Annotated in this window: 27 protein-coding genes and 1 pseudogene; 27 read left to right on the forward strand and 1 reads right to left on the reverse strand. The window is 54.1% G+C overall.

What is annotated here, in order from left to right:
• The first annotated feature begins 185 nt into the window (after nucleotides 1-185).
• The 24 genes and pseudogenes from RTX96_RS09495 (at nucleotide 186) to RTX96_RS09610 (ending at nucleotide 18,980) form a co-directional block, all read left to right on the forward strand.
• Complete coding sequence (locus RTX96_RS09495) at nucleotides 186-422, forward strand: hypothetical protein (protein ID WP_312670811.1); 237 nt, start codon at nucleotides 186-188, stop codon at nucleotides 420-422.
• Between the two features lie 702 nt (nucleotides 423-1,124).
• Nucleotides 1,125-1,799: a DUF1983 domain-containing protein gene (locus RTX96_RS09500; protein ID WP_312670812.1), complete on the forward strand. Its 675-nt coding sequence runs from the start codon at nucleotides 1,125-1,127 to the stop codon at nucleotides 1,797-1,799.
• A 4-nt stretch (nucleotides 1,800-1,803) separates the two neighbouring features.
• The gene (locus tag RTX96_RS09505; RefSeq protein WP_312670813.1) at nucleotides 1,804-2,439 is read left to right on the forward strand and encodes a putative metallopeptidase; all 636 of its coding nucleotides are present in this window, start codon (nucleotides 1,804-1,806) and stop codon (nucleotides 2,437-2,439) included.
• Between the two features lie 31 nt (nucleotides 2,440-2,470).
• Entirely contained in the window at nucleotides 2,471-2,950 is a 480-nt protein-coding gene (locus RTX96_RS09510) for a DUF2280 domain-containing protein (RefSeq protein WP_312670814.1), read from the forward strand.
• Nucleotides 2,937-4,421 carry a DNA-packaging protein gene (locus tag RTX96_RS09515; RefSeq protein ID WP_312670815.1) on the forward strand — a complete coding sequence of 495 codons (1,485 nt, stop codon included), beginning with the start codon at nucleotides 2,937-2,939 and terminating at the stop codon, nucleotides 4,419-4,421. Before RTX96_RS09510 ends, RTX96_RS09515 begins: the two co-directional genes overlap by 14 nt.
• A gap of 203 nt (nucleotides 4,422-4,624) precedes the next feature.
• A pseudogene (locus tag RTX96_RS09520) lies at nucleotides 4,625-4,903 on the forward strand (DNA translocase FtsK); the annotation flags it as partial.
• A 71-nt stretch (nucleotides 4,904-4,974) separates the two neighbouring features.
• Nucleotides 4,975-6,333: an anti-CBASS protein Acb1 family protein gene (locus tag RTX96_RS09525; protein WP_312670816.1), complete on the forward strand. Its 1,359-nt coding sequence runs from the start codon at nucleotides 4,975-4,977 to the stop codon at nucleotides 6,331-6,333.
• Nucleotides 6,281-7,246: a phage minor head protein gene (locus tag RTX96_RS09530; RefSeq protein ID WP_409418560.1), complete on the forward strand. Its 966-nt coding sequence runs from the start codon at nucleotides 6,281-6,283 to the stop codon at nucleotides 7,244-7,246. Before RTX96_RS09525 ends, RTX96_RS09530 begins: the two co-directional genes overlap by 53 nt.
• A gap of 13 nt (nucleotides 7,247-7,259) precedes the next feature.
• The gene (locus tag RTX96_RS09535; protein WP_312670818.1) at nucleotides 7,260-8,528 is read left to right on the forward strand and encodes a hypothetical protein; all 1,269 of its coding nucleotides are present in this window, start codon (nucleotides 7,260-7,262) and stop codon (nucleotides 8,526-8,528) included.
• A gap of 33 nt (nucleotides 8,529-8,561) precedes the next feature.
• A complete protein-coding gene (locus RTX96_RS09540; RefSeq protein ID WP_312670819.1) occupies nucleotides 8,562-9,017 on the forward strand; it encodes a hypothetical protein in 456 nt (151 codons plus the stop codon).
• A 17-nt stretch (nucleotides 9,018-9,034) separates the two neighbouring features.
• Nucleotides 9,035-10,108, forward strand: a complete 1,074-nt coding sequence (locus tag RTX96_RS09545; RefSeq protein ID WP_312670820.1) for a major capsid protein — start codon at nucleotides 9,035-9,037, stop codon at nucleotides 10,106-10,108.
• Nucleotides 10,109-10,117: 9 nt separating this feature from the next.
• A complete protein-coding gene (locus RTX96_RS09550) occupies nucleotides 10,118-10,408 on the forward strand; it encodes a hypothetical protein (protein WP_312670821.1) in 291 nt (96 codons plus the stop codon).
• A 66-nt stretch (nucleotides 10,409-10,474) separates the two neighbouring features.
• Nucleotides 10,475-10,879: a hypothetical protein gene (locus RTX96_RS09555; protein ID WP_312670822.1), complete on the forward strand. Its 405-nt coding sequence runs from the start codon at nucleotides 10,475-10,477 to the stop codon at nucleotides 10,877-10,879.
• On the forward strand, nucleotides 10,879-11,052 hold the full coding sequence (locus RTX96_RS09560) for a hypothetical protein (protein WP_312670823.1): 174 nt from the start codon (nucleotides 10,879-10,881) through the stop codon (nucleotides 11,050-11,052). Before RTX96_RS09555 ends, RTX96_RS09560 begins: the two co-directional genes overlap by 1 nt.
• Nucleotides 11,049-11,414: a hypothetical protein gene (locus tag RTX96_RS09565; protein ID WP_312670824.1), complete on the forward strand. Its 366-nt coding sequence runs from the start codon at nucleotides 11,049-11,051 to the stop codon at nucleotides 11,412-11,414. The genes RTX96_RS09560 and RTX96_RS09565 overlap by 4 nt, the downstream gene beginning before the upstream one ends.
• 7 nt (nucleotides 11,415-11,421) lie before the next feature.
• Complete coding sequence (locus tag RTX96_RS09570; protein WP_312210126.1) at nucleotides 11,422-11,817, forward strand: hypothetical protein; 396 nt, start codon at nucleotides 11,422-11,424, stop codon at nucleotides 11,815-11,817.
• Entirely contained in the window at nucleotides 11,814-12,200 is a 387-nt protein-coding gene (locus tag RTX96_RS09575) for a hypothetical protein (RefSeq protein ID WP_312670825.1), read from the forward strand. Before RTX96_RS09570 ends, RTX96_RS09575 begins: the two co-directional genes overlap by 4 nt.
• Nucleotides 12,201-12,214: 14 nt before the next feature.
• The gene (locus RTX96_RS09580) at nucleotides 12,215-12,946 is read left to right on the forward strand and encodes a phage tail tube protein (protein WP_312670826.1); all 732 of its coding nucleotides are present in this window, start codon (nucleotides 12,215-12,217) and stop codon (nucleotides 12,944-12,946) included.
• 29 nt (nucleotides 12,947-12,975) lie between these two features.
• Entirely contained in the window at nucleotides 12,976-13,626 is a 651-nt protein-coding gene (locus RTX96_RS09585) for a DUF6246 family protein (RefSeq protein ID WP_312670827.1), read from the forward strand.
• 115 nt (nucleotides 13,627-13,741) lie between these two features.
• Entirely contained in the window at nucleotides 13,742-14,098 is a 357-nt protein-coding gene (locus tag RTX96_RS09590) for a hypothetical protein (RefSeq protein WP_312209795.1), read from the forward strand.
• 126 nt (nucleotides 14,099-14,224) lie between these two features.
• The gene (locus tag RTX96_RS09595) at nucleotides 14,225-14,629 is read left to right on the forward strand and encodes a hypothetical protein (protein WP_032676268.1); all 405 of its coding nucleotides are present in this window, start codon (nucleotides 14,225-14,227) and stop codon (nucleotides 14,627-14,629) included.
• Between the two features lie 64 nt (nucleotides 14,630-14,693).
• Nucleotides 14,694-18,320: a tape measure protein gene (locus tag RTX96_RS09600; RefSeq protein ID WP_312670828.1), complete on the forward strand. Its 3,627-nt coding sequence runs from the start codon at nucleotides 14,694-14,696 to the stop codon at nucleotides 18,318-18,320.
• Complete coding sequence (locus RTX96_RS09605; protein WP_312670829.1) at nucleotides 18,320-18,667, forward strand: phage tail protein; 348 nt, start codon at nucleotides 18,320-18,322, stop codon at nucleotides 18,665-18,667. The genes RTX96_RS09600 and RTX96_RS09605 overlap by 1 nt, the downstream gene beginning before the upstream one ends.
• Before the next feature lie 25 nt (nucleotides 18,668-18,692).
• Nucleotides 18,693-18,980: a hypothetical protein gene (locus RTX96_RS09610; protein ID WP_312670830.1), complete on the forward strand. Its 288-nt coding sequence runs from the start codon at nucleotides 18,693-18,695 to the stop codon at nucleotides 18,978-18,980.
• Nucleotides 18,981-18,982: 2 nt separating this feature from the next.
• Here RTX96_RS09610 and RTX96_RS09615 read toward each other — a convergent pair whose 3' ends face one another.
• A complete protein-coding gene (locus tag RTX96_RS09615) occupies nucleotides 18,983-19,789 on the reverse strand; it encodes a DUF6602 domain-containing protein (RefSeq protein WP_312670831.1) in 807 nt (268 codons plus the stop codon).
• Between the two features lie 170 nt (nucleotides 19,790-19,959).
• Here RTX96_RS09615 and RTX96_RS09620 point away from each other — a divergent pair, with 170 nt between their 5' ends.
• The 3 genes from RTX96_RS09620 to RTX96_RS09630 are packed head-to-tail and all read left to right on the forward strand — an operon-like array spanning nucleotide 19,960 to nucleotide 21,859.
• On the forward strand, nucleotides 19,960-20,664 hold the full coding sequence (locus RTX96_RS09620) for a phage minor tail protein L (protein ID WP_312670832.1): 705 nt from the start codon (nucleotides 19,960-19,962) through the stop codon (nucleotides 20,662-20,664).
• Nucleotides 20,664-21,383: a C40 family peptidase gene (locus RTX96_RS09625; RefSeq protein WP_312670833.1), complete on the forward strand. Its 720-nt coding sequence runs from the start codon at nucleotides 20,664-20,666 to the stop codon at nucleotides 21,381-21,383. Before RTX96_RS09620 ends, RTX96_RS09625 begins: the two co-directional genes overlap by 1 nt.
• Nucleotides 21,326-21,859 (forward strand): tail assembly protein, encoded by a 534-nt coding sequence (locus RTX96_RS09630; protein ID WP_312670834.1) that lies wholly within the window; start codon nucleotides 21,326-21,328, stop codon nucleotides 21,857-21,859. Before RTX96_RS09625 ends, RTX96_RS09630 begins: the two co-directional genes overlap by 58 nt.

Genomic DNA, 21,859 nt, shown 5'->3' on the forward strand with positions numbered 1-21,859 from the left:
GTGCAAATGCACAATCGTTACAATACTAAGCATGCTGATTTCAATGATTTTTGCACTGAGATTTAGCCGGAAAGCATTTTTACAGGACAGAGGAATGTGTCATGGCTCAAAAACTGGCCCCAGTACTGTACTCATTGGCGATATAATGACCTATCCTGACCGCTACTAATTACAGCGGAGGGGATATGAAACAGCATGTGGATCCGAATAAGGTGGTCGTCTGGCAGTTAGAGTTCCGGTTCTCAACGAAAAGCGTATCGCTCGTACACGGCACCCACTTCATCCAGGCGCTGCAGAACGAGCCAGCCCACCAGCTCTATGACCGATTCTTTGATGAGATCGATATTGAGCTCAGGGCCGATTATGGCGATTACCAGCTGAGGAGCTGCAACATCCGGCCTGCAATTGTGAAAGAAGACTGACCGCCTCCGGGCGGTTTTTTTATTGGTAGCAACACGAGAGGCGCTATGTCAGTAGAAGGCAGCGATAACCCGGGTAAGTTTCGCGAAGAGTGGGACAAGCAGACAGGTAGTAAATAGCAGGCATTACACAGCGGCTCCCCCCATAGCGCATGACTATGAAAATTGCGAAGACCTATCATTTTTGAGGTATAGGAATAATCTCAGGCTAGTGATATTAAATACTCACTAAAACAAGTGGGGATCTGGTCTTGAAAATTTTAGGGTTAGATGAGCATAGAACACTTCGTGGGAGTGGAGTGTTAAAGTTTTTTGAGCTTGAGCGCGTTCCTAATAGTGACTGGGTTGAGATATTTGAAAGCCTGTTCACTCAGGAAAACGAGAAGACGTGGGTGGAAGGGTATTGCCTTGTCACTAATTGCCCCACAAGTGAGGTGGCAGCTCGCCTTAAGCTGATTGAGGAAAAATGTGTTGAGGCGAATGAGCTTCTAAAGAAACGACCCCCTTCTCTGTAGCACATCGAATTTGAAGCCGCCTCTGGGCGGTTTTTTATTGCCACCACATCAAGTCACCCGCATCTGCTGGTGGCTTTTTTTATGCGGTTCGCACGCGCACCAAAGAGAGTCTTTCAGCCGTGAGCCTAGGGAACCGCTTCTCTCGGGCGGCTGTCCCGTGCGACAGGCTCACATCTAAAAGGAAACCCGAATGAAATACTTATCGCCGCAGCAGGCGATGCTTGGCATGCGTGTCGTTCTGACCGACAGCGGCATGATCATCAAAAGCCCTGCTGGCTCTGCTGAGTACAACCTCAAAGGCCGCCGCATTAAAGTTACCGGCTACCCTGAATATTTCCCTGGCCTGCTGAGCGTGAAGGATAAGCGCACTAAGACAGGCGGATGGGTGAATATCTCAGCAGGAGAGTTCACGGCTTATCGTGAGGATGGTTCAGTTAGTGCACGCATTGGGCGTATCAACCCGCCAGAAGAACAAAAGCTGGTGGGCGCGACAGCCAGCTGGTCAACGAAGGTAAACACCGACGAGAACGGCCGCCGTTACGCTGCTGGTATGGGTGTTGCTGTCGAGGATGGCAAAGAGCAGGTTGCGTTTAAGGCTGAAAAGTTTGAGGTAAATAAAAGCGACACTCTGCAATTAAACAACGCGATCGCTACAGCAGCAGAGTTCAAGCCCCGCCTCTCTGACGAAATGCGTGACGCTGTCATTGACGCCATACGTGAGAGTGATGTGTTCAAGGTGCTGCTGAGCTCTCAGGATGCTCAGGCTTCGGCACTTGTCACCATGCAGCAGGCTATTGAACGGGCCGCAACCGACGCCATACGCAACGCGCTGAAGCCCGGCGGCCTGCTGTATCGAGGCATTTGATGGTATGGCTCATGACATTACACAGCGCCCATCTCCGCCGCCCCTGTTCGTAGATAACCCCGACTTCAAACCGTACATCCGCATCATACCCGCCGACGGCGTTCACGGATGGCTGCATGCCGAGATCCTCAGCGACGACGGCAATCTGCATAACCCTGATCATGCTCACCTGCTGGAGGCCGATCTGTGTTTCCTCTGGGCGTCGAATGCGTTCGATAAAAGGGGGCGGTCCGTACTGGGCCAGGCGGAAGAGGTAATGATGCGCGCCGGGGGCTGGCAAAAAGCCCGCATGGAGCAACAGATGTATGAATGGTTCGGGCGCATCCCTGACTTCATCATCACCCTTGCGGCAGATTACTGCGCTCAGTGTTCAGATTTGGAGTTCTGCGCGCTGGTGGAGCATGAGCTGTACCACATCGCCCAGGAGACGGATGAGTTTGGCGCGCCGAAGTTCACGCGTGAAGGGCAGCCGAAGCTGAAACTGCGTGGCCACGATGTGGAGGAGTTCGTCGGCGTCGTCCGGCGCTACGGAGCCAGCCACTATGTTCAGCAGCTGGTGGACGCTGCGAACAACCCTGCGGAGGTTGCCCATCTTGATATCGCCAGGGCATGTGGAACGTGCCTGCTGAAACTGGCTTAACTTTTGACTGATTATGACAGGCAGGTAACCAATGGCGGCATTAAAAGGAGAGGTCAAAGCCTTTATCGTCCAGTCGTTAGCCTGCTTTGATACGCCCACTCAGGTAGTCGAGGCCGTCAAAAAAGAGTTTGGCCTTACGATCACCCGTCAGCAGGTGGAATCACACGACCCGACAAAAGCGAACGGAAAAGGCCTGGCGCAGAAGTGGGTGGACATGTTCAACGCCACCCGTGACCGTTTTCAGAACGAAATCTCTGATATCCCGATCGCCAACAAAGCTTACCGGCTGCGTGCGCTGGATCGTATGGCGACCAAAACAGAGGGGATGAAGAACTTTGCGCTGGCATCCCAGCTAATCGAGCAGGCTGCCAAAGAAGTGGGCGACGCCTACACCAATAAGCATAAGTTCGAGCATTCCGGGCCGAATGGGGGCGCTATCGAGACAGTCACCATGAACAAAGACGATTACAAAGCTGCGCGGCGGGAGATGCTGGAGGATGACGACTGCTGAGCAAAAGCTTTTCGCCCGCCGCGTTGAGTGCGTGGAGGACGGACTATATTACGCGCGCTACTTCTTCAAACAGCGCACCGGCGGCAAGATGATCGTCGCGCCACATCACCAGGTGATCCAGCAGACGCTGGACAGGGTGATAGATGGCGAAATTCAGCGTCTGATTATCAACGTCCCGCCTGGGTACACAAAAACCGAGCTGGCAACGATCAACATGATGGGGCGCGGGCTGGCGCTCAACCAGCGTGCTCGCTTCATGCACCTGTCATACTCCCACCAGCTGGCACTGCTTAACTCGTCTACCGCGCGCGGCATGATCAAATCGCAGGCCTATCAGGCCATGTGGCCTATGTCGCTGCGAGATGATGCTGATAGCAAGGCGATGTGGTGGAATGAGTTCGGCGGTGGCGTCTATGCATCCTCCGCCGCTGGTCAAGTAACGGGCTTCCGCGCCGGGCACATGGAACCCGGCTGGCAGGGCGCGCTGATTATTGATGACCCGGTAAAACCGGACGACGCTTACTCGGAGATTGTCCGCGACGGCGTTAACAACCGCTTTAACGAAACCATCCAGTCACGTCTGGCGATCGAAACGACACCGATGATTGTGATTATGCAGCGCATTCACTATCACGATCTGAGTGGTTACCTGCTGCGTGGCGGCTCTGGCGAAAAGTGGCATCACCTCAATCTGCCGGTGCTCATCGATAACAGCCAGGCGTATTCGGCGCAGTACCCGGAGAACTCCCACGCTATCCCGATAGATCATGGTCTGCCTGATGGCTGGCTCTGGCCGTTCAAGCACAACGAGACACACCGCGTCTCCCTGTTCTCGCACCGGCGCACCGCCGAGGCGCAGTACATGCAGAAGCCGCGGCGTTTCAATGCAGAGGGTGCGCTGTGGAATGAGGCGATGATAAGCGCCTCCCGCGACCTGCAGATCCGTTTCGACAAGGTTCGCTCGGTAGTGGCCATCGACCCGCAGGCAACCAACAGCGATGAAAGCGACGAATCCGGCATTGTGGCAGCCAGTGCGTATGGTGCTGGTGACAAAAAGCAGTTCTCTGTTGATGGGGACTACAGCGGCAAGTATTCACCGGCTGGCTGGGCCAAAAAGGCCATGTGGGCTTACGATGAGCATGAGGCCGATGCGATCGTTATCGAAACGAACCAGGGCGGCGATATGGCCGAAGAAACGCTGCGTAACGCCGGGTATAAGGGCCGCATCATCCGTGTCCATGCAAGTAAGGGGAAATACGCCCGGGCAGAGCCGATATCTGCGCTTTATGAGCAGGGCCGCGTTGCGCACAACGGTAATCTCTATGTGCTGGAAAATCAGTTGATGGAGTACGTGCCGGCCACCGCTAAAAAGTCGCCTGACCGTCTCGACGCAGCTGTTTATGCGCTCACCGAACTCGGCGGCGCGCAGCCGATGGGCATGATGATTCCCAAACGGCTTCAGGGTAGATAAACTGAATGTAGTGAATGCGCAAGCTGATGCGCTTCGGGATCTAGCCAGGTAAAAATATGCCAAAACAAAATAAAATAATTATGCATCCACTGCTGGTTATTGATGAATGGCGAAAGGGATGCAGTTGCGCGATTAACACAACCGCTGGCGAAATGGGCCACCCCTCGCTTTGCTCTGTATGTACTGACGCTGCCATGCAGGCTATTGAACAATGGTTTGCAGAAAATCCGCAGTGGAAACCAGCAGCTACACCAGCAGTGGAGCCAGAAGAGGACGAAGGCCTTGATCCACTGTTCAATGAAGCTGTCCAGTTTGTTTTGACCTCCCGAAAAGCATCTATTTCTGGTGTGCAGCGTGAGTTCCGGATTGGTTATAACAGAGCTGCGCGGATCATTGAACAAATGGAAGAGCTGGGTGTTGTCTCACAACCTAATGCTAATGGGAACAGGGATGTTTTGCCGCCCGCTCCTGGTGAAATGTAATTAGCAGTTATCGAACACAGACCGCCTCCGGGCGGTTTTTTATTGCCTGAATCCACAAAACGGACCCCAGCATGAACAATAATCTTCAACTGGCCGTCAACCATGCGTTGGCCGATGCCAGCCTTGCGCGCGCCCGGATGCTGGCGGCTAACCCGACAATGGGGCTGGATGCCAAGCGCAGCACGGCGTGGTGCGAGTACGGCTTCAAAGAGGATTTGACCTTTGACGACCTCTATAGACTCTACCGGCGCGGCGGCATCGCTCACGGCGCGGTGCGCAAAATTACCAGCACCTGCTGGCTCAGCAACCCGGAGATCATCGAGGGGGAGAAGACCGACGAAACCCGCAAAGTAACTGCATGGGAGAGCAAGGCGAAAGCCGTCTTTACCCATCGCTTCTGGCGCACCTTCGCTGAAGCTGATTTGCGGCGGCTGGTGGGCCGCTACTCCGGCATCCTGCTTCACATTCGCGACGATAAAGACTGGAATCTCCCCGCCACGAAAGGTCGCGGCCTGGAGAAAATCACTGTTGCTTGGGCGGGCGCGCTAGTGCCCTCTGCATGGGATACTGGCCTGAACTCCCGTACCTACGGGCAGCCGAAGATGTGGCAGTACGTTGAACGCCTGCCGAACGGCAGCACCCGGCGCGTGGATGTGCATCCCGATCGCGTGTTTATCCTCGGCGACTATTCAGCGGACGCAATCGGCTTTCTGGAACCAGCCTATAACGCGTTCGTCAGCCTGGAGAAAGTGGAGGGCGGCAGCGGTGAATCCTTCCTGAAGAACGCCGCGCGCCAGCTGAATATCAACTTCGATAAAGAGATCGACTTCAGCAACCTGGCCTCGATGTACAACGTCGATGTCAATGAGCTGCAGGAGAAGTTCAACGAAGCCGCTGTTGAGGTTAATCGCGGCAACGATGCGCTGCTGACTACCCAGGGCGCAACGGTGACGCCACTGGTGTCCTCTGTCGCCGACCCCGGGCCAACTTACAACGTAAACCTGCAGACAGCGGGAGCTGCGCTGGATATCCCGACCAAAATCCTTGTAGGCATGCAGACGGGCGAGCGGGCCAGCACTGAGGACCAGCGCTATTTCAATGGGCGCTGCCAGTCCCGACGCGGTGATCTGTCGTTTGATATTGAAGACCTGTGCGACAAGCTGGTGCTGCTGGGCATTCTCGACGCGGTACCACAGAAAACGGTTATCTGGGATGACCTGAACGCCAGCTCCGGCGCTGAGAAGCTGGCATCCGCCAAAATCATGGCCGAGATCAACAGCGCGTCAGCAGCTACTGGTGAGCAGCCGTTTACTGGCGAGGAAATTCGCGTGGCCGCCGGGTATGAGGGATCGCCTGCACCGCTGGGAGAAGATGACGATGAAGAAAAAGACGAAGAGGATAAAACCTCCGATTCTGCCCGGAAACCTTAGCGACCCGACGGGCGCAGATCGCCTCGAACGCGGCGCGATGAATGAGTTTTCAAGGCGGGTTAAGCGTATCGCAAAAGCCTACCAGAGCATCCTCGACCGCATACCTGCATCACCCGCTGTGAACCTTCGTTACACCTTCGACCTCGATACCTCGCTTCTGTCCATGCTGCTGGAGAACGCCTCCGCGCTGGTCGATGAGATCCTCTATGGCGGTAACGAGACGAATTTCTGGTTCTGGCGCGATTACGTTAACCAGGCGTACCAGCGCGGCACGGCGCAGGAGTTCGCCAGTCTGTCTCAGCAGTCAACGGTATACGCCACCGGGCGGGAGAACCTCCAGCAGCTGCTGTTGAGCGAACCCTATCAGCGCCGTCTGCTGCTGGTGCGCACCCGTGTATTTGAGGAGATGAAAAACCTCAGCGCGCGGACGAAGTCGGACATGGCGCGGATCCTTACCGACGGCATGGGTCGGGGGCAAAACCCCCGTGATATTGCCAAAAGGCTCACTGAGCAGACCGGGATGGAGATTGGTCGCGCAAAGCGTATCGCCCGGACCGAAATAACCACGGCGCTGCGTCGCGCTCGCTGGGATGAGTCGGACGAGGCCGAGGCCCAGTACGGCATCATGACCCGGCAGATGCACCTCTCCGCACTTAGCCCGACGACACGCCGTAAGCACGCGCTGCGTCATGCCCACCTTTACACAACCGAGGAGGTTCGTGACTGGTACAGCGTTGACGGTAACGCCATCAACTGCAAATGCACGCAGGTAGCGGTGCTGGTGGGTGCCGACGGCAAACCGCTGAACCCGAACGTCATCGACATGGCGAAGAAGCGGCTGGATAAGGCACAGAAGGCCGGACTTGTTGCCAACCATCTACATTGCGGCTGCGGCCACCACCGGGCAGCTTAAACGAGAAACTACTATGACAATGCAAATCAACGTCACCACGCGGGTGAACAGCCAGACTATTCGCCGCGAGGTGCACAACGGGCGTGATCATCTCGTCCTGCCCAGCTATACGCTCCCGGCCAATGTCGTTATGAACGGCGGCCTGTACTCCGCCAGCGAAATTGACGCGCATTACGCCGGGCTGGAAGGCACGCTGGCCCCGCTGGGGCACCCGCAGGTTAACGGTCAGTTCGTTTCGGCCTTCTCGCCAGAAGGGTTAAACGTTGGTTTTGTCGGTGCGTGGAATCGCAACGTCAAAAAGTCCGGAAACCGCATCTACCTGGAAAAATGGGTTGATGTGAATAAAGCCAGCGAGTCAGAAGGAGGGCGTGAATTGCTCGAGCGAGTGGCTGCCATTGAGCGTGGCGAAGATGTGCCGCCCATTCACACCAGCGTCGCTGTATTCCTCGACCAGCTTGAGGCCAACGAAGAGCAGAAGGCGCTGGGTGCAGAGTGGGTGGCAAAGATTCACGGCATGGATCATGACGCCATCCTGCTGAATGAAGTCGGCGCGGCTACGCCAGAGCAGGGCGTCGGCCTGATGGTCAACGCCGACAATGCTACTCCACTGAAGGCTAACTCCGGCGCGCTGGTGGGCGAATCCTACCGGGAGCGAGAGCAGCGGCTTGATCGTGCGGCTAAGTCCCGGTTCGCCCCTGGCGAGAATGAATACGCCTGGGTGGCCGACTTCACCGACAGCCAGGTGGTCATCATCCGTAACGGGGGCAACGCCCAGGTGTTCGGCTATACGTCAGAGGGCGGGAAAATCACCTTCGACGACACCGGAACGCCGGTAGCCCGTCAGGAGTCCTGGGTAGCTGTCGTAACCAACAAATTCAAATCTTTTTTCACTCCGCAGGATCAGCCTGCAACCAACCACCAAACGGAGGGCGACATGCCTTTAACCAAAGAAGAAATGGAACAAATCGGCACCATGATCGGTGAGGCTGTAGCTACCAATACTAAAAAGGCGATTGAGCCTCTTGAGTTGCAAATCACAGCCCTTCAGACAAACCACCAGCAGCTTGCCGAAACCCTTACTGCTAATTCCCGCGCTGAAGAAAAGACGATGCGTGACGCTGTGCAGGCGGTTCACGGCGAGCTCGTGGCTAACGCCCTGTCAGGCCCGGCACTGAAAGAGATGTACAGCAAGCTGGGTACTGCCGCACCGCTGGGTGGTAATTCCGCGCAGACGCCTGGCGAAACCGGCGCTCCTGATCCGTCCGCTCATTTCCAGGCTTAACCGGCCCGTAACCAACCTTAAAGGAGACCGCGCATGGCATCCCGCTATCGTCGCGTAAATATCGACGGGCAGTCGCTCTACAAGACTGAAACCCGTACCACTGCCGCTGCCCTGCTGCCGGGCACTGCGGCGATCATCAATGGCGAAGACGTGTTTGCGCAGGCAACAGCGCTGACCGGACGCCTCTACATTATCGACTGCGCCTACCATCAGGGCCTGGGCATTCGTGACGCCGTGCCCGAAGGTGATTCCGCTGTGGGGAACTATGTGGAAGAGGGGCGCGAACTGGCGCTGCTGTGCGTGCCTGGTGCGTACAAAAAAGACAGCCCGATCAAGCTTGGTGCTGCTGGTCAGTTCACGCTGGCCACCGACGACACCGACGCGGTGATCGGCTACAGCCAGGACGAAGCCACCATTGCGGCAGGCACTACCGATTTCATCCGCGTTCGTATGCGTGTCGGCACTGCCGCCGCAGCCGCTGGCGCGTAATTCAAGGATAAAAGCACATGTATTTTTCACGAGAAACCCTGGCGGCTAACAGCCGCCTTGTTGGCCACTGGAATGAGCTGTGGGCTAACCGCAACATGTGGAACGCCCAGCACAACGCGATGATCGCCACTAACCGCGCTCACATGACGCCGGACATGCTGGCGTGTAACGCTGTGGGTGGCTTCGCCCGCGAGTTCTGGGCTGAGATTGATCGCCAGGTCATCCAGCTGCGCGATCAGGAGGTCGGCATCGAGATTGTCAACGATCTGCTGGGCGTGCAAACCGTGCTGTCGGTCGGTAAGACCGTCAAGCTCTATAACGTCGTTGGCGATATTGCTGATGATGTGAAAGTAACGATTGACGGTCAGGCCCCGTTCTCGTTCGACCAGACTGATTACGACAACGACGGCGATCCGATCCCGGTGTTCACTGCCGGTTACGGTGTGAACTGGCGTAACGTTGTAGGCATGAGCTCTGTTGGTATCGATCTGGTGCTGGACTCGCAGTCTGCGAAGCTGAAACAGGTCAATAAACGCCGCGTTTCGTACTATCTGGACGGCGACCGCAATATTCAGGTGCAGGGTTATAAAGCCCAGGGTATGCGTAATCACCGTAACACCAAGCGTATTAATCTTGGTTCCGGTGCCGGCGGCGCGAATATCGACCTTACCAGCGCTAATCAAACTCAATTGATTGCGTTCTTCGGTAAGGGGGCCTTCGGCTCAACAGCACGCGCTAACCGCGTCGCACAGTACGATATCATGTGGGTGAGCCCGGAGATCTGGGCAAACCTCATGCAGCCGTATGTGGTGAATGGTGTGGTCAGCGGCAACGTCCTGAATGCTGTGATGCCGTTCGCACCTGTCAAAGAGATCCGCCCGACCTTTGCGTTCAAAGATAACGAGTTCCTGGCGTACCAGCGCCGCAAAGAAGTGATCTCTCCACTGGTGGGCATGGCTCAGGGCATTGTGCCGCTGCCGCGCCCGCTGCCGAACGTTAACTACAACTTCCAGATCATGTCTGCTGAAGGTTTGCAGATTACCGCAGACGCAGAAGGCCTGTCCGGCGTTGTCTACGGCGCAGCTGCCTAAGGATACGCGATGGCTAAGTACGAAGTGATTCGCCCGTGGCACGGTGTTGCTGTCGGGGATATCGTGGAATTTGAGAGACTTAACCCGGCTTTTAAATCTAACGTCCGCCTGATGCGTGGCGAGGCCGGTGCGCTTACCCCGGCAACGCCCGGAGCAGGAAACGATGGGAAATCCCGCAAGGAGATTATTGCCGATCGCCTGAAAGAGCTGGGTATCGAGTTTAAAGGCACCCTGGGCGCTGAAAAGCTTTCGGAGCTGCTGCCTGACGGTGAGCTCGAGAAACTCTTCCCCGCTGAATAACAGCCGCCGCTCAGGCGGTTTTTTTATGCCCCGTTCCTGCGGGGCCTCTTATTTCAGGAGTCAGCCATGGTAAATCCCGAACAGGCGCAGCAGTACCTAAGCGGTCAGGGGATTACCCTGCCTGATTTCGTGCTGGCGGCGCTGGTGGAGCAGGTAAACGGCATCGAAACGTGCCTGAGCCTGCATTATCCGGCCGCCACAGCAATGCTTATCCAGCTTTATCTGCTGGCGCTGATGGGGCTGGGGCAGGGTGATAAATATCTGTCCAGCCAGACCGCGCCAAACGGCGCTTCCCGGTCGTTCCGCTACCAGTCGTTTTCCGATCGCTGGAAAGGCGCGCTGAACCTGCTGCGCGGGCTGGATAAACACGGCTGCGCGACGGCGCTCATCCCGCCCGACCCGACTGCCACCCCTGCATTCGGCGGTATCTGGATCGGCAAGGGCGGCTGTATGAGCAACGGGAGCCGCTGATGGCCCTGATATCCGTTAAGCAGCGCCTGCCAGAGCCGTTTACGAAGGTCTGGGTGCTGACTGACAGCGGCAGGAGGGTGACCGGCTACGTCAAAAGCAACGGCGAGTGGTTCATTTTCTGCCGCAAGGTCGCCGCCACAAAGCCGGAAGTCATCCGCTGGGAGGAGCCTTGAGCGCCACATCAGAATGGGTCTACACCAACCTCTGCACTGTTTATCCACTTAACGGTTATGACGACTGGAGCAACAGCTATCAGTATGGTGAGCCCTACCTTATAGCGAGCACATGGGAATCCGAGGCTAAAACCGTGACGGACGACAGCGGGAAAGAGTTCGTCTGTCAGCAGACTATCTATATCGAGTCGAAGCTGAACGGTGTGCTGATGCGCCTGCCGCAGCGCGATGATTATATCGCGCATGGTGATACCAGGAGTCAGCCAGATCCGCTTAAGGCATTTGCTGACAAAATTGTTGCCGTGCGCAGCGATGATATGAGCTTTTTCGGCGAAGACCCTGACTACCAAATCATGACATGAGGTGACTATGCCCGTAAAAGGCATTAAGCGCGTACAAATGAATGCCAAGAAACTGCTTGGTCAGGTTGCCGGGCCGGTGACAGAGCGGGTGATCACCGAGGTGATGATAGTCGGGATGGGTTATTCAGCACAGATAACGCCGATGGATACCTCCACGCTGGTGAATAGCCAGTTTCGTGAGTTGCGCCCCATCCCCGGCGGCATGACCGGACGTGTCGGCTTTACTGCCAGCTATGCCGCCCTGGTCAACGCAGCACCAGGCACGCTTAAAGGGCAGCCGCGCGCGAACGGCAACGGCAACTACTGGGATCCAAACGGCGAGCCTGACTTCCTGCGTAAAGGCTTCGAGCGTGACGGAATAAACGATATCCGGGCCACCATACGGCGAGGGTACAAGCTATGACCCGCAACGAGGTGTATGACGCCCTGCGCGCCTGGCTCCAGCAGCATGGTTTCGATACGGGTTATCGCGTGCAGAAGCGCTTTTTCATTGAACGGCCGGATTCACAGAACGAGCGCTACCTCATCATTCAGCAGAACGGCGGAGGAAGTGACGAGGAGGCGGTCTCCCGCGACTATTTCCGCATCATCCTGCTGGCCGGCCAGAACGATCCCGGTGTCGATGCCGTGGAAAATAATGCTGATGCCATCCGCCGGGCCATGAGCCTGGAGCATCAGACCGAATGCATCATCCTGATGCAGCCAGTCGGCGGCATTCCCGCCTTCAGAACCGAAGAGGGCCGTGTGGCCTTCGAAATCAACTTCAGAACCATCATTTCCCAGTAACGGAGTAAAAACTCATGGCATGTGAATCAGGTGCATTCACGGGGCTTGCTGTCGCCGTATATTACGCGATCGGCTGCCCTGAGGTTCAGCCAGCAGCGAACCAGTATAAGCGCCTCGGCATGATGCGCGGTAAAACCACGGGCGTGGAGTGGGAGACTGCCGACGCAACGGGCGACCAGAGCGCAGCGTTTACCCAGGAGAACGTCACCACCTATAAGAACGTGTCTTTCTCCGGTGACGGTGTAAGCCGTAAGGAGGCTATCTATGGCCAGCGGGCCATGAAACGCCACGTCTACAGCCCGTCAGCGGAAACCAGCAACCAGCCTTATGTCTGGCTGAAGATCATCTCCCCGCTGGATATCACCGAAGGGCCGTTCCTTGTCACGAGCTGGCAGGACGAAGCGCCCCACGATGATGTCGCTACCTGGTCGCTGGAAGCCTCCAGCGCGGGCAATGTCGATGTGCGTGACGTGGGCGATACCATCACTATCACGACCCAGCCACAGAGCCGCACGCTCGAAGAGGGCGACACGCTGACACTGACCGTGGCGGCCACCACTAGCGGCAGTTCTCCTTTGAGCTATCAGTGGCAGCGGGACGGTCAGGATATCGGCGGGGCGACGGCGTCAACGTACACCAAAGCCAGTGTGACTGCGGCAGACGATGGCACTTACGCCTGCGTCGTGTCATCCCCAACGACCAGCAGCGTATCGTCTGGTTTCGCGAACGTTGTAGTCACAGCTTAATTACGGGGCTTCGGCCCCTTTGAGGTTTTATGCAGGTCATCACTGATATCGGCCAGGCGGTGATCCGTGCTGGTGGCCGGGAGATATTCCTCAACCCTTCTTTTCTGGCGATGTCCCGGATCGGCGCGCCGGATGATATCGTCAGGCTGCTCGTCACCGTGCATGCCGGACACTACCCGACGCATCGTATTAGCGAGCCGGCCATCATGCGCGACGTGCTGGCACGCTGTTTTGCAGAGATGGCAGCGGCGGCGGCCCGGGTGGTTACCGCCTGCTGTACAGAGAACATCAGTCACCTGATAGGCACATACCAGGTCACAACTAAAGGTAAGCTGTTCTACCGGCCCGGTCTGCTGCCGGTTGCCGACGTGATAGAGCTGGCCCGACACTTGATCCGTCACGGCGTGATGGGGGACCAACCGCCAGAGCAGCTAAAAGGGCAGAAAAAAGAATATTCCAGTAATTTTGATGCCCGGTCATTCGTGTACACAGCCGTTGCTCACCTCGGCATGAGCGAGGCGGATGCATGGAACATGACAATGACCAGTTTCCGCGCCGCAATGAACGCCAAGTTCCCGGTGAAGGAGAAAGACAAGATCCCGACGGAAGAGGCCTATGATGAGGTCATGGACTGGGCTGACAGGATGGTTGAAATCGACACGCAAAGGAATTACGAGTAGTTTACATCCGTTTAAAATTCAAACTCACCTGAGAGTTTCTACTAACTTTGGTAGGCCGCCAATGGCAGGGAAGTGATGTTAAGATGTTTCTGATTGCAATCAAAGGAAACATAAAATGAAAAAGGCATTGGCTTTAGCCGCAGTAGTGATGATGTTGGCAGGATGTAGTTCTCGCGTAGCTGATTTAACCGTGGCGAGTACCAAAAACTATAATCTTAACTCGAATAATTTTGTTAAAGGCGCTCGCGTTAAAGCAGAAGACTCCGCTCCAGTAGTGCTCTTCCCGCTTGGGATCCCTAACGTGAAAACTGCCATCGACAGAGCAATCGAAAGAAACCGCTGCTCAGTTGCGTTATCAGACGTTGTAGTAACTCAGTTTAACCATTCTTTCCTGGTCGGTAAGTTTGGTTTCATCGTTGAAGGTACTGAAGTTATTGACCGTGGCCAGCCGGGTTGCGAAAACGCTAACTGATAATTAAGCCACCTTAGGGTGGCTTTTTTGTATCCCTCATCTGAAATCAAAAAATCAGGCATCACGTTGCGCTGTTGTGCTCACCTGATAGGATTAGTCCTATCTTTTACTGATGGGGATAAGGATATGCATATCGACATACCGGGCGCTATCAATGACTATTTCACAGTTAGTGGTTCGGAAGAAAAAACTTATAAATCAAACAGAAGCAGAATAAGGGCGCTTGTTGAAATACGGAACCAGAAAATTCAGCAGGTGATCGCTGATGGGGGAAACATACATACCGCATCCTTAGATTTACAAGATCAGGTAAGTGACTTTTTTTCTGAAGCTCCGGTTGAAGCACAAGTTGTGCTTTTTGAAACGCTCGCTGAAGAGATGCTAGCCTCAGCATCAGCAATAAATGATGAAACTACCAAACTCAACGCTCAAGTCGCATCAAGCGAGGCGACAGGTCATGCAATTGGCCAGTGGATAGGCGCTGGTATTTTGCTGGTGTTCCTTCTTTTTATGTTCGGTTTATTAAAATAGTAAGACTGATCTTGCCCCCAAAACCTCGCTCTGGCGGGGTTTTTTATTGCCCGGAGAAAAGCAAATGTCCGAGAATCTTGGGACTATAGAGTACATTATCAAAGCAGATACAGCACAGTTGCTGATGGCTGATAAGGAGGTGGTCAAAGCCACCGACAATATGCAGGATGGTTTTGACGCAGCTGATGATGCGGCGCAATCACTTTCTTCTTCTCTGGGCGAATTGAGTAAAATTGCCGCGGCTGTAATGGCAATCCTTTCTGTTAACCAGATATCGCAATATGCCGATGCATGGACCGAACTGAACAACAAACTAGCGAATGCGCTGCGACCAAATGAAGAGTTGGTGGACGTTACAGAGCGGGTATTCAATATCACTCAGCAAACACGCTCTAGCCTGGAGGCTACCGCCTCTCTCTATGCCCGACTGGAGCGTGCAACCCGCCAGTACGGCACGAGTGCGCAGGACCTTGTAAAACTCACAACGATAATCAACCAAGGCTTTGTGGTTTCAGGTGCTACCGCTGAAGAAGCAGAGAACGCGATTATCCAGTTATCTCAAGGCTTGGCGTCTGGTGCATTACGCGGAGAAGAATTCAACTCTGTAAACGAGCAGGGTAATCGTCTAATTGTCGCTCTTGCGGATTCAATGGGCGTGACAATTGGCCAGATGCGCCAGTTAGCCGCTGAAGGTAAGCTTACTACCGATGTTGTTGTGAATGGCCTGCTATCCCAAGGAGCAACCATTGGAGCTGAATTCGTCAAAACTACGACAACAATCAGCCAGGCAATGCAAGTTGCTGGCAATAATATTACCAAATTTATTGGAGAAAGCTCTTCTGTGAAAGCGGGTGTTGCTATCTTCAATGACGCCATAATCACAGCAAGCAATAATATTTCAGGTCTGAGCATGGCTTTGACCGCAGTCGCTGCTGTAATGGGAAGTCGATATATTGGCGCTCTGACTATGGCTGCTACAGCGCAAGTTCGTAACACTGCCTCGCAAATTGCTGCTGCCAAAGCAGCAGTAGTAACCACCTCAGCTGCTGAAGCACAAGCTGCTGCGCAATTACGCTCTGCTCAGTCTAGTAAGAACGCAGCAACCTCTGATCTCAATCTTGCTCAGGCCAGATTAAACACTCTTAAAGCAACTGCTGCTTCTTCTGTAGAAGAGGTCAGACTAGCGACTGCGGAAGCGCAAACCATCCGAACGCAGCTTGCGCAAATTAACTCTGAGAAAGCGCTTGAGGCTCAGCGTTTACGCGCTCAAATTACCGAGCAAGGCCGGATTCAGGCTGCAACTCGCATGGCTCAGTTGCAGCAGGCATCTGCTGCATTAACTACGCGACTTGCGGCTGCCGAGGCTACTGCCTCTCAATCCCGGGCGGCTGCAATTGCATCTGCAGAAGCTAAGGTTTCCGCTGCAAGAATCGCCTTGGCTAATGCCACTGGCGTCGCAACAGCAGCCAATGGTAGATTTATCGCATCGCAAGAGGCATCAGCAGTGGCATCACGAGCTGCTTCAGCTGCAGCCGCCTTGGCGAGAGGTGCTCTTTCCCTTATTGGTGGTCCTGCTGGTGCAGCCATGATTGCGGCTGGAGCCATATTCTATTTTTGGCAGAAAGCTCAGCAAGCCAAACAAGAGGCAATTGCCTTTGCTGATGGTTTAGACAAGCTCAACTCATCTTTAAAATCATTGAGCAACACTCAATTGCGAGGAACCATTGCTGATGCCAATGTGTCAATCCGGGCGCAAAAAGATGAAATAGCTGATTTAGAGTCGGATATCGCATCGCTTCAAAATCGCTACAAGAGCTTTACTCCAGCCGCCCAAGCTTATGCGGATTCAATGGGACAGGGAGCAGAATTTAGCCAACGGCAGGCTGAGGTTTCAGATGAACTGAACGGGAAGATTCGGGATCTCGCCAACAAAAAGGATAAGCTTGCTAGAACAGAAAATACTGCCTCAGAAGCGAACCGTTTGCTTACTAACAATATGCTCTCATCGATGGGTGTGCATGATCAACTCATTGAAAAAGGCACCACCCTGGAGAGAGTTCAAGGAGCTGTTGCGAAAGCCTTCGGTAATACTGCTGATGAGATTAACCGGGCCAATCAGGCCGGGCAGAATTTCAACCCCAAGTCACTACAAGTAGATCCCCCTACTGAGGGCGCAGATAAAATCATACTTAGTCTTGAGGAGCAAAATGAGCTTCTTAAGATTCAAGGTGATCGTCAGCGCGCCATTGCTAAAGCCAGGATGGAGACTTCAAAGGTCACTGACAACCCTAATCAGATTGCATCTGCCGAGCGTCTGGCTGCAGAAAATTACGATCTACAGGAAGCTGAGGAGGCGCGACGCAAAGCGCAGCAGCAGAGTGAGCAGCAGGGTAAAAACGCAGCCAATCAGATGGAGGCCAATGCTCAGAAAATTGCTGATTACAAACAGCGCGCAGAGACGGCTGCTGGGGCAACGCAGGATTTGTCCCGCGAACAGGCAATGCTGAGGGCGGAGCAGTCGCTTAATAAAAGCGCTACAGCTGGGCAAATTGAAGAGATACGGAAATACGCTGCTGCAGAGTGGGATGCTGCAAATGCAGTCAAACAGCGCCAGCTAATACAAAACTCTATACCCGAGCTGAAAGAGAATGCCAGTTTTGATGTTCAGAAAAAGGCCCTCGAAAGTCTTAAGGGCCAAAAGAATGCGAACGGTCATCTGCTTCTGTCTCAGGAGCAATATAGCCGAGCATCAGAACAGCTCGAGCAAGACCATCAAGTCGCTCTCGCAAAAATAAGGGCAGGCCAGGCAGTAACACCGCAGCAGTCAGCTGCCGGAGAGGTTGACCCCGTCCAGCAGCTTGCCAATCAGCACGCACAGCAGCTGGCGCTTATTCAGCAGTTTGAGCAGCAGGGAGTGCTGGCGCACCAGCAGGCTATTGAGCTAAAGAACGCTGCAGATACGGAATATGAGCAGCAACGTATCGCAGCGCAATGGGAGATCTTCCGCAACCAGAGCCAGGCTAATGAGCTGCTGGCATCTTCCCTTGATGGTCTCCAGAGCGGTGCGAGTAGCGCCATTACCGGCCTGCTAAGCGGAACGCAAAGCCTTCAGGAAGCCTTCGCCAACATTGGTACCACCATCCTGAATGGTGTTGTCAGTAGTCTTGTACAGATGGGGATGGAATGGGTTAAAAGCCAGTTGATGGGCCAAGCAGCCGCAGCCGCATCTCTGGCTTCAACTATGGCCCAGGCAACTGCCGCCGCTGCCGCCTGGGCTCCGGCGGCAATCAGTGCCTCCATTGCAACAATGGGAAGCGCTAACGCTGTAGGTCAGACTGCATATGCGGGATCGCTATTGGCAGCGAAAGGCATGGCGGTAGCCGGTGCGCGTCGCTACGGCGGCAACGTCTCTGCTGGCAATGCCTACCGGATCAATGAAAACGGGCAGTCTGAGATATTCCAGACAGCTGGTGGTCAGCAGATGTTCATTCCAAACCAGTCAGGAAAGGTTATTCCGGCGGATAAGGCTGGTGGCGCTACATCATTCAACCCCGTAATGAACCTCACCATCAATACTACTGGCGGGATAAGCAATGAGGAATTAGCGAGAATGCGTAAGGTCTGGAACAACGATATGTTGAAAATGCTGATCGACCAGCAGCGCCCCAACGGTGTACTCCGGAGGAAATGATGGCAGAAGTATTTTCCTGGAAGCCCCAGCGCAGCTACAGCGTTGATCGCACACCGAACGTAGCCGTCGTTAAGCTGGGTGATGGTTACGAGCAGAGGCAGGTTAAAGGCATAAATCCGCTGATGGCGAAATACAGCCTGGTTTTCCGGGGCGTAAGCGGGCCGTGCAGGGCTAATGCAGCAAAGGAGGCTGAAGCCTTCCTGCGGGCACGCATGGCGGTAGAGTCCTTCTACTGGACGCCATCCGATACAGGAGTGCAGGCGCTGTTTGTCTGTCGCTCCTGGGGCATGGTTAAAAACGGGCCGCTGTACGAACTGACGGCCACATTTGAACAGGTACCACGTTAAGCCGAAACATGGGAGAGTGAAAATAATGAGCAGCGCACAGAGCAAGATAGACACACTTCGATTAGAAAATGAACTTGTTAATCTTGAAAAAAAAGTAATGCTAACTTATAGCGAGGTGATTTTTTTATTGAAACAGATTGAAAAGGAAAAAAATTTAAGATTCATGAGTGAAGGGGTTAATATCCAAGAGGCATGCGATGACTTGAGATTATTTAACAGTAATGAATGTTATTTATGGGCGGAGCATGCTAAGTTGCAACTTCTTTCTGGGTTTATGTCTATGAAAAGAGCCATATTAAATGGCTCTGCTTAATATCAAGTTACATTAATGTTGTATTTTGCTGAGTTGAGGTAGGGCGTTGCATTTAAGAATGAGCCATTGACGGATTTTATTATATATTGAAGCATGTGGAATAAGTAAAGTAAGTTGCCGTTTGCGCTGTCAGAATAAATCCAGCTAAATTTCTCTTCTCCATATCTGAATTTATTTGTATTCAAACCTTCTATAAAGTTATCATATTGCACGAAACCTTTTTGTAAAACAAAGGCCGCATCTAGCGATGGGCTTGGCATAGAGAACCTAGTAGGGTTGTTTGGCAGGGTAGGTATGGTAATACCGTGCTCCTCATGAGCTTTTTTTAACCAATTATAAATGGTGGAAATATTTTGAGGGCCGTCGTATGCTATAAGGAAGTTTCTGATGCCCTTGGTGAAAGTAGGTACTCCAAAAATCTCATTGATACTGGGAGCTAAATTTTTTGAGTTGTAAGCTGCTTTAACCGCCTGCTTCATATCTTCATATGTTAGCGTAGATTTTACTTCTAATGTGGCAACAACTGATTCAATTAAATAAGCATTGATACCTCCGCCAAAATTTAATTTAGGGTACTCATTTCTATATAAAACGATATCATATTGATTTCGTTGTTCTCCTGCTTTTGAATTGGAGTCTATTATTTCCCCTGTTCCAATAGAGATACTTGCGGGTAGATGATCTCTCAAAAATTCCGAGATAAAAGCCTCTCTAGGAGTGCCTTTATGTAAAGAGTGGCCTGTAATTGCAACACTCTTTCCTTGTGATACTAAAATTTGCTCTTTTAAGTCAAAATGTTCTTTAAGCATTTATTATCAAGCCTTAACCAGAGGTGATCAGCCATCCCTCCTTTGCTGAATACGTCCATGCCCCAAACATGGACGGGCTGAATACCCAACATACCCAGGGATGTAAATCAGCGACATCCTGATATTCAACCAGTAGCCACCTCCGGGTGGCTTTTTTATGGGAGATTTTCGTGCGCAACATTCCACCAGAGCTAATTATCGACAGCATTGATGCAGGAGTCGGCGCGTTTATCGATCTCTTTGAGGTTGACCTGCAGCCATTCGGCGGTGACGTTCTCCGCTTTCATTCCGGCACGAACGGTTATTTCGGCGATGTCATCTGGCGCGGCCTGGTTTACCCGGCGTACCCAATCGCTGTAGAAGGCTTTGAGTTTAAAAACGAGGGCACCTATGCCCGGCCCACAATGGCGGTCGCGAATATCTCCGGGCTGATTTACGGCATTAACCACGATTTTAATGATCTCTACGGCGTGGTGGTGACCCGCCGGCAGGTGCCGGTTAAATACCTGGATGCGGTGAACTTCCCGAACGGCAACCCGGACGCAAACCCGACAATGGAGGCAGTCTCGCGCTTTGTTGTGGAGGGGATGACAGAAGAGACGTTCGAGCAGGTGACGTATGAGCTGGCGACGCCTGTGGACTGCGATAACGCCATCATACCGGCTCGCACCATCCTGGCCGACGTGTGCCAGTGGCAGTACCGCGGAACCGGGTGTAACTATGACGGTCCGCCGGTGGCAGATGAGCGTGATAACCCAACCACCGATCCGGCAAAGGATAAATGCTCGCACCGCCGCTCCGGCTGCCGCTTTCGTTACCCGCGTCCCGAGCCGATGCCAATCAGTAGCTTCCCCGGCTCCCAGAAGGTGTCCTGATGCAGGAATTACTCGATTATGCGGCCTCGTCGCAGGATGAGGTGTGCGGCCTGATCATCGATGGCACCCGGCTTTACCCCTGTCGCAACATTCATCCCAGCCCGGAGAGTCATTTCCGGATCAGCGACGGCGACTGGCTGGCAGCGGAGCGAGAGGGCGAGGTGACCGCCATATTTCACTCTCACCCGATGAACTCCCCGGTGCTCTCCGGCGCTGACCGCCGGGCACAGGTTGTAACAGGTCTGCCCTGGTGGCTGGCGTGCAACGGTGCGCTGCGTAAGTTTCGCCCGGTACCGCACCTGCTGGGCCGCCGGTTTCAGCATGGCGTCACAGACTGCTACACGCTGTTTCGCGATGCCTATCACCTTGCTGGTGTGGATCTGCCGGACTTTGAGCGGACAGATGGCTGGTGGCTGCGTGGTGAAAACCTCTACATCAAAAATATGGCAGCCAATGGCTTTCACCCGGTCCCTGCCAGCGATGCACAGCCCGGCGATGTGATCATCCGCCAGCCATTCCCGGGCGCTGACCCCTGCCACGCGATGATCCTGCTTGAAAGCGGCAGGGTGCTTCATCACGACTGCGCCGGGCACCTCAGCAGGCGCGAGGATTATCGCCTGGCCTTTATGAGGCAAACCCATTCTATCTGGAGGCACGAACAATGCTCCGATTTAAATTTAGCGGGCATTTACGCCGACATTTCAGCGAAATCAAATTAGCCGTCGATACGCCTGCGCAGGGGCTGCGCCTTCTGCTGGCGCAGGACCGAGCCTTCAAGAAAGCCTTTCTGTCGTCGCCTGTGCAGATCCGCGTTGATGGCGATGAGCTGGACGATGATAACGCGCGCTTCCACATGGACCGCCAGCTGGGTAGCGGATCCACCATAACGTTTGTCCCGATCGTGGAAGGGGCAGGGCTGGAAACCGGCACCATAGTTGCCATCGTGGCCATCACGATGTCGGTCGCCTCGGTCGCCTATTCGCTGTACATGTCCCGCAACATGAAAACCAAAACCTCAGCCGAGGCAGCGGAAAATAACACCATCACCAACAACTCATTCACCAGCACCGAGAGCCGTGTCGGCCAGGGCCATCCGGTCGCGCTTCTGCTGGGTGAAATGGTGGTGGCCCCCAACGTGGTATCTCTCGGCATCGACACGTCGAACAACCAGGACTGGACAGAATCTATTAGCTAA

The organism is Pseudescherichia sp. (assembly GCF_032052675.1).
Classification (GTDB): Bacteria; Pseudomonadota; Gammaproteobacteria; order Enterobacterales; family Enterobacteriaceae; genus Pseudescherichia.